This is a genomic window from Micrococcus sp. ACRRV (assembly GCF_022346985.1).
GTDB classification, from domain to species: domain Bacteria; phylum Actinomycetota; class Actinomycetes; order Actinomycetales; family Micrococcaceae; genus Micrococcus; species Micrococcus porci.
Window position 1 is genome coordinate 1 of sequence record NZ_JAKRNH010000081.1, and the last position, 11,031, is coordinate 11,031.

9 protein-coding genes are annotated in these 11,031 nt (G+C 73.4%); 6 read left to right on the forward strand and 3 right to left on the reverse strand.

From position 1 onward, the window contains the following. A partial coding sequence (locus MHY29_RS08890; RefSeq protein ID WP_239240388.1) for a Clp protease N-terminal domain-containing protein occupies window positions 1-541 on the reverse strand: 541 nt, incomplete at its 3' end. Window positions 542-769: 228 nt separating this feature from the next. Between MHY29_RS08890 and MHY29_RS08895 the strand changes: the two genes are divergently transcribed. Then, the gene (locus MHY29_RS08895) at window positions 770-1,642 is read left to right on the forward strand and encodes a hypothetical protein (protein ID WP_239240391.1); all 873 of its coding nucleotides are present in this window, start codon (window positions 770-772) and stop codon (window positions 1,640-1,642) included. Window positions 1,643-1,720: 78 nt separating this feature from the next. Here MHY29_RS08895 and MHY29_RS08900 read toward each other — a convergent pair whose 3' ends face one another. Continuing rightward, window positions 1,721-2,890 carry a YihY/virulence factor BrkB family protein gene (locus MHY29_RS08900; RefSeq protein WP_239240393.1) on the reverse strand — a complete coding sequence of 390 codons (1,170 nt, stop codon included), beginning with the start codon at window positions 2,888-2,890 and terminating at the stop codon, window positions 1,721-1,723. 329 nt (window positions 2,891-3,219) lie between these two features. Continuing rightward, on the reverse strand, window positions 3,220-4,053 hold the full coding sequence (locus MHY29_RS08905; protein WP_239240411.1) for a methyltransferase domain-containing protein: 834 nt from the start codon (window positions 4,051-4,053) through the stop codon (window positions 3,220-3,222). A 499-nt stretch (window positions 4,054-4,552) separates the two neighbouring features. Between MHY29_RS08905 and MHY29_RS08910 the strand changes: the two genes are divergently transcribed. From MHY29_RS08910 to MHY29_RS08930, 5 genes are all read left to right on the forward strand, one after another. After that, complete coding sequence (locus MHY29_RS08910; protein WP_239240414.1) at window positions 4,553-5,293, forward strand: ABC transporter ATP-binding protein; 741 nt, start codon at window positions 4,553-4,555, stop codon at window positions 5,291-5,293. Next, a complete protein-coding gene (locus tag MHY29_RS08915) occupies window positions 5,293-6,615 on the forward strand; it encodes a permease (protein WP_239240417.1) in 1,323 nt (440 codons plus the stop codon). Before MHY29_RS08910 ends, MHY29_RS08915 begins: the two co-directional genes overlap by 1 nt. 342 nt (window positions 6,616-6,957) lie before the next feature. Further along, entirely contained in the window at window positions 6,958-9,567 is a 2,610-nt protein-coding gene (gene clpB / locus MHY29_RS08920) for an ATP-dependent chaperone ClpB (RefSeq protein WP_224356454.1), read from the forward strand. Window positions 9,568-9,743: 176 nt separating this feature from the next. After that, window positions 9,744-9,953, forward strand: a complete 210-nt coding sequence (locus tag MHY29_RS08925; RefSeq protein ID WP_224356778.1) for a DUF3073 domain-containing protein — start codon at window positions 9,744-9,746, stop codon at window positions 9,951-9,953. Further along, window positions 9,950-10,894: a Sir2 family NAD-dependent protein deacetylase gene (locus MHY29_RS08930; RefSeq protein ID WP_224356455.1), complete on the forward strand. Its 945-nt coding sequence runs from the start codon at window positions 9,950-9,952 to the stop codon at window positions 10,892-10,894. The genes MHY29_RS08925 and MHY29_RS08930 overlap by 4 nt, the downstream gene beginning before the upstream one ends. The last annotated feature ends 137 nt before the right edge of the window (window positions 10,895-11,031 follow it).

Here is an 11,031-nt window from a genome sequence, read left to right on the forward strand (position 1 = left end):
CGAGACCGGGCAGGGGGCACGGGGCGGGCATGACGTCGAGCGCCGCACCGGGCAGCCGGGGCTCGTCCCTGTCCGCCGCGCGCAGGGCGTGGCGCAGGGCGTCGACGTCCACCCCCGCCGCGGCGACGAGCGCGGAGACGGCGCCCGCCGGCTCCTGGAGCAGGTCCAGAGCCCACGCGGCCTCGGTCATGGCGAGGCGGCGGGCCGGGAGCATGCCCTCAGAGGCAGCGGACAGCGGCAGGGTGGCGGCGCCGCCGCGATCCACGGCGGCCAGGGGGGTGCGGGGGATCCGGCCCGCGCGGGCCACGTCCTCGCCCACGGCGCGGAGCTGGCGGTTGGCGCGGACGGCCGCGCCGCGGCGTGCCGCGGTCAGGGAGAGGCCCTGGCGGGCGGAGACCCGGGCGGCGGGGCCGCCGGCGGCCAGCACCCCGAGGAACAGGTGCTCCGGCTCGACCCGGGGGGCGGAGACGCGCAGCGCCTCCCGCCACGCCCCGGAGAGCAGCACGGCGGTGCGGCGCCAGCCGGCGGGGTCCTGGGCCACGGCGGACTCCTTTCGGGGCGGGCGTCGGGTGCTCGGGGGACGTCCCGTCCGCGGTGGTGTCGGGGACAGCGGGCGCCTCTGCGCAAGGCTAGCCGACGCGGGCCCACGCGACGGCGCTCCGCCGCCCCGTCTGAGCGGCCCCCAGACCTGCCCTCCCGGCGTGTGCACGGTCACAATGCGAGTGCACCGTCTCCATCCCGTCCTCCGCACCAGACCGAGGAGATCCCCATGTCCCGCACCGCCACCTCCCGCCCGCGCCTGCGCGTGCTGCTGCCGCTGACCGCCACCGCGGCGCTGCTGGCCTCCGGCTGCGCCGCCCCCGGCCCCGCCGCGTCCTCCTCCGCGACGCCGTCGTCGTCCGCCTCCTCGGCGGCCGCGGAGTCCTCCTCCTCGCCGACGGTGTCCACGGGGCCGGCGTCGTCCTCCGACGCCTCGTCGTCCGCGGCGGCCGCGTCGTCGTCGGCCGACGCCTCCGCGACCACGGCGTCCTCCTCCGCCGCGGACCTCGCCGCCTCCTCGCCCGCCGCGGGTGGCGCGTCGGTCGAGAACCCGCTGGAGCCGCTGCTGCTCCTGGCCACGGCCGCGCCCCAGGAGGTGTTCTCCTCCCGCACCGTGCAGAGCGGGGCGGACCAGCCGCTGACCATGTCCCTCACCCTCACCGGCGTGACCCCGACCGGCCGCTGCCAGGAGCTGGTGGACGAGATCAACGCCACCCACGAGCCCATGGACGTCGCCTCGCTGGCCACCTACCAGGTCAACCCCGCCTCCCCGGCGGTGGTGGACCAGGAGACCGGCGCGTTCACGATGATCGGCACCTCGACGGCCCCGGCCGACCTCATGGCGCCGTACGGCGAGCTCGTCTCCGCCTGCGGCACCCTCGAGGGGGAGCAGGGCCAGAAGGCCGAGTTCACCGCGGTCCCCGGCGTGCCCGACGCCGCGACGGTCACCATGACCACGCCCGGTCAGTCCCGGAAGCTCGTGATGACGGTCGGCGGCGCCTCCGAGGGCCGTGACCACGTCTACATGCTCATGCTCGGCCTCGACGCGGACGTCTCCCAGCAGGTGCTCGCGGACCAGGTCGCGGCCTTCCAGGAGCGCTGACCCAGGACCGCCGAGCCGGGGCCGCAGGGCCCGGGCGGCACGGGGCCCGAGCCGAGCACGGTCCGGGCCCCCGCCCGCTCAGACCCCCGCGCGGTCCGCGGGCGGCACGGCGTGGAACGGGCGTCCCGAGGTGAGGTCCGACGCCGACCGGCCCGCGGCGTCGACGGCGAACAGCGAGCCGGCCTCCGCGAGGAGGCGGGTGGCGGGAGTCGTGACGGGCTCCTCGGTGCGCACCGCCTCCGCCACCAGCCGCCCGACCCGCAGGTGACGGGCCTCCTGCCGCTCCACCTGGCGCAGCACCCAGGTGTCCCGGGTGGCGAGCTGCAGCTCGTCGGCGGACTCCACCCCCACGGCGAGCTGGCGGGCGCGGAGCATCTCCGCGTCGAAGGCGGCGCCGGCCACCAGCACGATGCACGCCGCCCACGCCAGGCCGAGGACGCCCAGGGCGGAGTTCAGCCGGCCGACGAGCGCCAACCCGCCGAACCGCGCCACGATCCACCCCAGGGCGAGCGCGGCGGCGAAGAGCAGCGCCACCGCCCCGACAGCCCCCAGGGAGAAGGGGCGGTGGCAGGGCGGGCGCACGTTCGGTCCCCGCCGGTAGGCGACGGAGACGATCAGCGCGAGCAGCACCAGGATCATCGGCCAGGTGCTCGCGTTCCACACCGCCACGGCCCCGCGCCCCACCCCCAGCAGGCGCCCGAGGCGCTCCGAGAGGTCGCCGCCGAGCACCATGAGGGACATGACCAGGGCGGCGCCCACGATCAGCGCCAGCGTCTCCAGGAGCACGACGAGGCGGTAGACGAGGAACGGGCGCCCCTCGCGCGTGTCGTAGATGCGGTGCATGGCGCGGTGGAACGCGCCCACCGCGCCCGAGGCGGAGACGACGGCGCCCGCCGCGCCGAGGACGAGGCCCGGGGTGCCGGTGGCCGTCCGCCCCGCGTTCAGGATCCAGGCGGAGACCTCCGCGGTGTCGAGGCTCGGCCAGACCTCGGTGGCCAGGCGCGCGGCGGTGTCCACGGTGCGGGCCTCCACCCCCAGCAGGGACACGAGGGAGACGAGCGCGACGAGGGTGGGCAGCAGGGAGAGGACGGCGAAGAACGTCATGGCGGCGGCGACGTCCCAGACCTGCATCCCCACCAGTCGGGTCCAGGTGCGCTCCAGCACGTAGAGCAGGCTTGCACGTGGCCGGGCGTAGGTCCGGGGTGCACGGCCGCCGGTGGACGCGTCGGGCACGGGGGAGGAGGGCATGCGGCCACGGTAGCGGCGTGCGGCCCGGGGTGGGGGTCGCACGGTTCCCCGGCGTGGGTTCTCGCTGCGCTTGTCCTCAGTTGGAGCGTCCGACCAGGCATGGGACGGCTTCGTGGGAGTCGTCGAATCTCACGTTCGTGTCCGAAGCCTCGGGATGGGTCCCCCCGGACGACTGGTCGACTGCCCTGGCCCCCGACGTCGCAGGGGGAGCCGGACGCGGCGCCTGGCGGTGACGTGGGGTGAGGGTGGTGTCGGCGTGTGACGTGGAACCCCTCGGGGAGGGGACCGGCGCCGCGGCAGGGCCACGATGCCATTCGACAGGGGGGTGGTCAGTGGGGGGAGGGAACGGCGATGATCTCGCCGTGCGGCAGGAAGAACCAGGCATCCGGGTGCTGGCCCCATGTGCGCCAGTCATCGGCCATGGCAGTGAGCTGCTCGGGGGTGACCCCCTGGTCCGCGGCTCGCTGCGCGAACGAGGACGACGTCACCCGCTCGGCCTGGGAGTTGCCCCACCACGCTGCGGACTCCGTCGTTGCGTAGGACCATGCACTGGATCGTGCGAGGACGACATGAAGGTCGGCCTGGTGGGCCCAGGCTCGTAGGCGTCGACCGGCGTCGGGTTCCCCGCCGAGGGCCCGCGCGGAGTCGCAGTAGGTGGTGTGCCACCGTTGCAGGCCCTCGGCGGCGGGGTACCAGGCCATTGCACCGTAGTCCGCGTCACGGGCGGCGAGGATGCCGCCTGGCTTCACGAAGCGGGCCATCGCTTCCAGGGCGGCGACCGGATCCGTCAGGTGCTGCATCACTTGATGGGCATGCACCACGTCGAAGGACGCGGGCTCCAGGTCGAGTTCGAACACGTCACCCACGAGGAACTCCGTGACGACGTCGCCCCGATCCGCGGCGGCCAGCCGCGCTGCCGCAATCGCCTCTGCGGAGAAGTCCACTCCGGTCACGCGGCCCTCGTCGCCGACCAGGGCGGCAAGGTCCAACGTGATGGAGCCCGGCCCGCATCCGATGTCCAGGATCCGTTGACCGGGGTGCACCCGATCCAGGAAGTAGCCGCAGCTGTTGTCCGCGGTGCGGGTGGCGTGCGAGGCCAGGACGCTCGGCTGATGGCCGTGGGCATAGTTGTCCGTGCCGCGGGAGGGGTTCGTGTCCGTCATGCCGTCACCGTAAGAACACTGTCTCTTCCTGTGAAACAGGCGTCTCCTTATATGAGACAGATTACCTGCTTCGGGATGGGCCAGAGGACTCAGTTCCGGTGCGCTCTCATCCAGCCGTGCCGGCGCGTGCCCGGGTCCAGCCGGGTGCCGCGGTCGGTGACGGTGAATCCCGCTGCGGTCAGCACGCTGGTGAGGTCATCGAGCGGCCAGTACCAGACTGTGGTGACTCACGGCCGCGGACGAGAGCACCCTCCTGGCAGTGCGCCGCACCCCCCGCACCTCGCACAGGTGAGAGAGGACGGCGTGCGCCGTGGCACGTCCGGCGTGGAATCCCGCGACGAAGAGTGCTTCCCTTGACGTCCCCCGATCGGTACACCTGGGCCGTCCAGACAGCCGATGGCACGACAGGCTGGGTCCTACTGCGGTCGTACCCGGGCAGGGGCGGGTCCATCCTGTGGTCCGACGCGTGGTCAGCCCCGCCCAGCGGAGGGTGGAGACCATGAACACCGCGCCACTCACCCCTCCCGTCCTCGCCGCCCGTGGCCTGACCAAGACCTACGGCTCCACCCACGCTCTGGCCGGCGTCGACCTGGAGATCCGTCCCGGCGAGTCGGTCGCGGTCATGGGTCCCTCGGGTTCCGGCAAGACGACGCTGCTGCACGTCCTCTCCGGGATCATCGCTCCCGACGGCGGACGGGTCACCCTCGCCGGCGCCGACGGCACCGTCCACGAGGTCACCGCCCTCACCGAGGAGCAGCGGGCCCGGCTGCGGCGCGAGCGCCTGGGCTTCGTCTTCCAGGAGGGACTGCTGCTGCCCGAGCTCACCGCGGTCGAGAACGTCGCGATGCCCCTGATGCTCAACGGCGTCGACCGGCGCGCGGCAGAGCAGACGGCCGCGCGATGGCTCGGCTCCCTGGGCCTGGCCGGGATGGAGGACCGCCGCCCGGGCGAGCTCTCGGGCGGCCAGCGCCAGCGCGTGGCCATCGCCCGTGCCCAGGCCGTCGAGCCCGACGTCGTGTTCGCGGACGAGCCCACCGGCGCCCTCGACTCCGACACCTCGGAGGCCGTGCTGGACAGCCTCATCGCGTCGACCGTCGCCCGCGGCCGCACCCTCGTCGTCGTCACCCACGACCCGTCCGTGGCGGCGGCGTGCTCCCGGCTCATCCGGGTGCGCGACGGGCGCATCGAGTCCGATCAGGCCCAGGCGGCCGCCGGGACGACCCGGGAGCAGGTGCGCTGATGGAGACCCGCGTGATCAGCCTCTTCGCCCGCCGGGTCTTCCGTGACCGGACCGTGTGGGTGCTCCCGGTCACCGCGTTCGCCGCCGCGTCCGCGTTGACGCTGGCCGTGGCCGGAGGCGTCCACTTCTTCTGGACTCTGCCCGGTGAGATCGGGGGGTTCTACAAGGTCCTCTCCGGCATCGCCCTGGCCCTGCTCGTCCTTCCCCTGACCGCGCTGGCCGGGGCAGCCGCCCGGCTGTTGGCCCGGCGCCGCGACGACCGTCTGTCCTCGCTGCGCCTGCTCGGTGCGTCGACGGCGACCGTGACCGGGCTGGCGGTCGCGGAGGCGATGATCCTCGCCGCCGCCGGGGCGGTGCTCGGCGTCGTCGGGTGGGCGGCGCTCATCCCCGTGATCGGCCTCCTCCCGTTCGCCGGTGGGACCATCGGCGTGGGGGCGCAGTGGATCGGCGTGCCCGGCGTGCTGGCCGTGCTCGCCGGCCTGACCCTGATCGCGGGGCTCTCCGCGTTGACCGGGCTGCGCCGGATCGCGATCACCCCGCTGGGGGTGCGCACCCGGCAGAACGCTCAGTCGGTCCACTGGGTGCGGCTCCTCGTGTTCGGGGCCCTGGTGGTCGTCGGGCAGCTGCTCATCGCGGTCTCCAAGGGTGCGGCCGACGTGGGCCTGGCCATCTCGGCCGTCTTGGTCGCCCTGGCCGTGCCCCTGCTCGCGCTGCACCTGCTCGGTCCGTGGGTCCTGTCCCTGGGTGCGAAGTGGCGTCTGCGTCGGGCTCGGACCCCGGAATCGCTCGTGGCCGCCCGCACCGTCCTGGACGCCCCGCGCCTGGCCTGGCAGCAGGTCGGCTCGCTCGCGGTGACCACCTACGTCGGCGTCATGGCCGGCGCCGGCCTCGGCCTGGCCTCGGAAGGGGAGGCCACACTGACCCATCCGGAGGACCTGATGGTCATGCAGGACCTGCGCACCGGTGTGCTGCTCACCCTGCTGATCTCGTTCCTCCTCGCGGCCTGCTCGGTGGCGCTGAACCAGTCGGCCCAGGTCGTGGACCGGGCCGACCTGCACCGCGGCCTCGCCTATGGCGGCATGCCCGTGCGCCGCATCCACGCGATGCGTCGAGCGAGCGTGCTGCTCGCCCTGGGCACCGTCATGACCGTCAGCATCGGTGCCGCCGTCATCACCGGTGGACCGCTGATCGGGGCCAGCGCGCTGTACGCCCCGCTGAGCCTGCTGGTCATCGTCGCATCCCTGGTGGGCGGTGTGCTGCTGGTCCGCGGCGGTGTGGACGTCACCGCCCCCGCGCTGCGCCGGTCGGTGGCCCTCGCGTGAAGGAGGACACCATGTCCCTGCCTGCCACTGCGATCAAGGAGCTGAACCTCTCGTGATCAGCGCTCTGCTCGCCTATGTCTGCGCGCGGGTCGCGCAGCGGATGTGGAATACGGAGCCGCGTCGTCTGCGGATCGCCGCCCTCGCCCTGCTGGCCTGCTGGTGCGGCAGTCCCCCCGGGGTGAGGCGCGGCACGACTGGAACGCGCTGATCGAGACGGCGGCATCGCTGATGAGAACCGACGCCTAGGATCGGCACTGGACGCGAGGGCGGTGTGGAATACCGCCCACCCCGGCGATGTTGAGTGGACAAGACTCAAGTACGGTTCCGAAGGAGCAGCACCGCATGAACCCCTCCCCGCAGTTCACCACCAAGAGCCAGGAGGCGCTCTCGGCCGCGGCCATGAACGCGTCCACCGCCTCCAACCCGGCCGTGGAGCCGGCCCACCTCCTCAAGGCCCTCATGGACCAGCGGGACTCGGTGGCCGTCGCCGTCCTGAAGGCCGCCGGGGCGGACCCGGACGTGGTGTCCGTGGCCGCCTCCACCGCCATCCACGGCCTGCCCAAGGCCTCCGGCGCCACGGTGTCCGAGGCCCGGCTCTCCCCGGCCGCGGGCGCCGTCGTGAAGGCCGCCCAGCAGCAGGCGTCCGCGCACGGCGACGAGTACGTCTCCACCGAGCACCTGCTCCTGGGCCTGGCCGCGGACGGCGGCGAGGCCGGCCGCGCCCTCACCGACGCGGGCGCCTCCCTCGCCGCGCTGCAGGCGGCGTTCACCCAGGTCCGCGGCGACGAGCGCGTCACCACCCCGGACCCCGAGGCCACCTTCCAGTCGCTGGAGAAGTACGGGACGGACCTGACCGCCGTCGCCCGCTCCGGCAAGCTGGACCCGGTCATCGGCCGCGACCAGGAGATCCGCCGCGTGGTGCAGGTGCTCTCGCGCCGCACCAAGAACAACCCCGTGCTCATCGGCGAGCCGGGCGTGGGCAAGACCGCCGTCGTCGAGGGCCTGGCCCAGCGCATGGTGGCCGGGGACGTCCCTGAGTCCCTGCGCGGCAAGACTCTGATCAGCCTGGACCTGGGCGCCATGATCGCCGGCGCCAAGTACCGCGGCGAGTTCGAGGAGCGGCTGAAGTCCGTCCTCGAGGAGATCAAGAAGTCGGACGGGCAGATCGTCACGTTCATCGACGAGATCCACACCGTGGTCGGCGCGGGCGCCTCCGAGGGCGCCATGGACGCGGGCAACATGCTCAAGCCCATGCTGGCCCGCGGCGAGCTGCGCCTGATCGGCGCCACCACCCTGGACGAGTACCGCGAGAACATCGAGAAGGACCCCGCCCTGGAGCGCCGCTTCCAGCAGGTGTACGTGGGCGAGCCGAGCGTGGACGACACGATCGCGATCCTGCGCGGCCTGAAGGAGCGCTACGAGGCGCACCACAAGGTGGCCATCGCGGACTCTGCGCTCGTGGCCGCGGCCACGCTCTCCGACCGCTACATCAGCGGCCGGCAGCTCCCGGACAAGGCCATCGACCTCGTCGATGAGGCCGCCTCCCGGCTGCGCATGGAGATCGACTCCGCCCCGGAGGAGATCGACGCGCTGCGCCGCCAGGTGGACCGCATCACCATGGAGGAGCTCGCCCTCGACGGCGAGTCCGACCCGGGCTCCGTGGAGCGACTGGCCGGGCTGCGCGCGGAGAAGGCGGACAAGGAGGAGGAGCTGCGCGCCCTCACCGCCCGCTGGGAGGCGGAGAAGGCGTCCCTGAACGAGGCCGGCGACCTCCGCGCCAGGGTGGACGAGCTGCGCTCGCTGGCCGAGAAGGCCCAGCGCGACGGCGACCTCGCGGAGGCCTCCCGCCTGCTCTACGGCGAGATCCCCGCCCTCGAGAAGCAGCTCGAGGAGGCGGACCGCGCCGCGCAGGAGGGCCAGCAGGGCGACGTCGAGGCGATGGTCTCCGAGAACGTCACCGCCGACGACATCGCCGAGGTGATCTCCGCCTGGACCGGCATCCCGGCCGGCCGCATGCTCGCCTCCGAGACCGAGAAGCTGCTCTCCATGGAGGAGCACCTCGGCGACCGCCTGATCGGGCAGAAGGACGCCGTGCGTGCCGTCTCCGACGCCGTGCGCCGGGCCCGGGCCGGCATCGCCGACCCCAACCGTCCCACCGGCTCGTTCCTCTTCCTGGGCCCGACGGGCGTGGGCAAGACCGAGCTGGCCAAGGCGCTCGCGGAGTTCCTCTTCGACGACGAGCGCGCCATGGTGCGCATCGACATGTCCGAGTACGCGGAGAAGCACGCCGTGTCCCGCCTGGTCGGCGCCCCTCCCGGCTACGTCGGCTACGACGAGGGCGGTCAGCTCACCGAGGCCGTGCGGCGCCGCCCGTACTCCGTGGTGCTGCTGGACGAGGTGGAGAAGGCCCACCCGGAGGTCTTCGACATCCTCCTGCAGGTGCTCGACGACGGCCGCCTCACCGACGGCCAGGGCCGCACCGTGGACTTCCGCAACGTCATCCTGATCCTCACCTCGAACCTGGGCTCCCAGTTCCTGGTGGACCAGACGATGCCGGAGCAGGCCCGGAAGGACGCAGTCATGGACGTGGTGCGCGCCGCGTTCAAGCCGGAGTTCCTCAACCGCCTCGACGAGATCGTCACCTTCGACGCCCTCGGCGTGGAGGACCTGGCCCGGATCGTTGACCTGCAGGTGGCGTCACTGGGGGAGCGGCTGCAGCAGCGTCGCCTGACCCTCGACGTCACCGACGCGGCCCGCGAGTGGCTGGCCCTGACCGGCTACGACCCGGCCTACGGCGCCCGCCCCCTGCGGCGCCTCGTGCAGCGCGAGATCGGCGACCAGCTCGCCCGCGCGCTGCTCTCCGGGGCCGTGCAGGACGGCGACACCGTGGTGGTGGACCGGGCCGGCGAGGACACGGCGGACGGCCTCACCGTCGCCGCGCGTCGGGCCTGACACCCGTGGCGCCCGCCCCCGTCGCAGGGGCGGGCGCGGCCGTCCCCGACGGGGGCGTGATGCAGGGGGGTCGTGTACCCTGTTATGCACGAACCATAATGACCAGTGAGATCCTCGGTCGGCCTCTGAGAGCCGTCACATCCGAGGCGACGAGAGATGCGAAGGGGGTCACGCTCATGGGGCGCGGCCGTCAGAAGGCGAAGGCCACCAAGCAGGCACGGGAGATGAAGTACATGTCTCTCGGAACAGACCTCTCGGCACTGGAGCGAGAGCTCACGGGCGGGCGCACGGACGCGCCGGCCGTCGAGCCGGAGGTCGACTACGAGGATCCCTACGCGGACCTCTACGCAGACGACGACGAGGACGACGACTCGCGGGTGCGATGACCCCCGTGAGGCACCCCTCCCAGGACGGGCACCAGGCCGCGCTGCGGTCCATCGCCCGGGTGGTGGGGGAGACCGCTCCTCTGCAGGACCCCGAGACCGCGTCTCGGGGTCTTCTGCGCATGCTGGAGGCGGGACGGCCCCTCGTGATCACGGGCGCCGGCGTGTCCACCGACTCCGGGATCCCCGACTACCGCGGGCCGAACGGCACCCTCCACCGGCACCGGCCCATGACGTACCAGGAGTTCCGCGACGACCCCGCCGCGCGGCACCGGTACTGGGCCCGCTCCTTCGTGGGCTGGCGTCACATGGACGAGGCCGCCCCCAACGCCGCCCATCACGTGCTGGCCGACTGGGTGCGCCGGGACGTGGTGGCCGGGATCGTCACGCAGAACGTGGACGGGCTGCACGCGCAGGCGTTCGCCGCCGCGGGGGCCGCGCCGTCCCGGCTGATCGCCCTGCACGGCGACCTCGCCCGCGTGGTCTGCCTGCAGTGCGGGGCGATGGAGGACCGTACCTCCCTCGACGCCCGCCTGGCCGCGGCCAACCCGGGCTATCTCGAGGCCGTGACCGTGGACCCGGACGCCGTGAACCCGGACGGCGACGTCACCCTGGACCAGCGCTGGGTGGACGCCTTCACGATGGTCGGCTGCCGCGTCTGCGGCTCCGTGCAGCTGAAGCCGGACGTCGTGTACTTCGGGGAGAACGTGCCCCCGGCCCGGCGGGACGCCGCGCGGGCGCTCGCGGAGGAGGCGGACTCGGTGCTCGCCGTGGGGACGTCCCTGGCCGTGATGAGCGGCTTCCGGTTCGTCCTCGACGCGGAGAGGGCCGGCAAGGAGGTCGGCGTGATCACGCTCGGCCCCACGCGCGCCGACCCCAAGGCGCAGTGGCGCTGGCGCACCCGCGTGGCCGAGGCCCTCGCCTGGCTCGACGCCCGGCTCTGACGCCCCGTGCTGTGGTGCGCGAAACGAACGGCGTGCCGTCCCCTTCCGCCCGCGAAACGGACGCAGCGTGGCACGCGTAAAGCGGCATTTCCCGTGCAGATATCATGAGGCCATGTCCGTTCCTCCCCATCCCACCC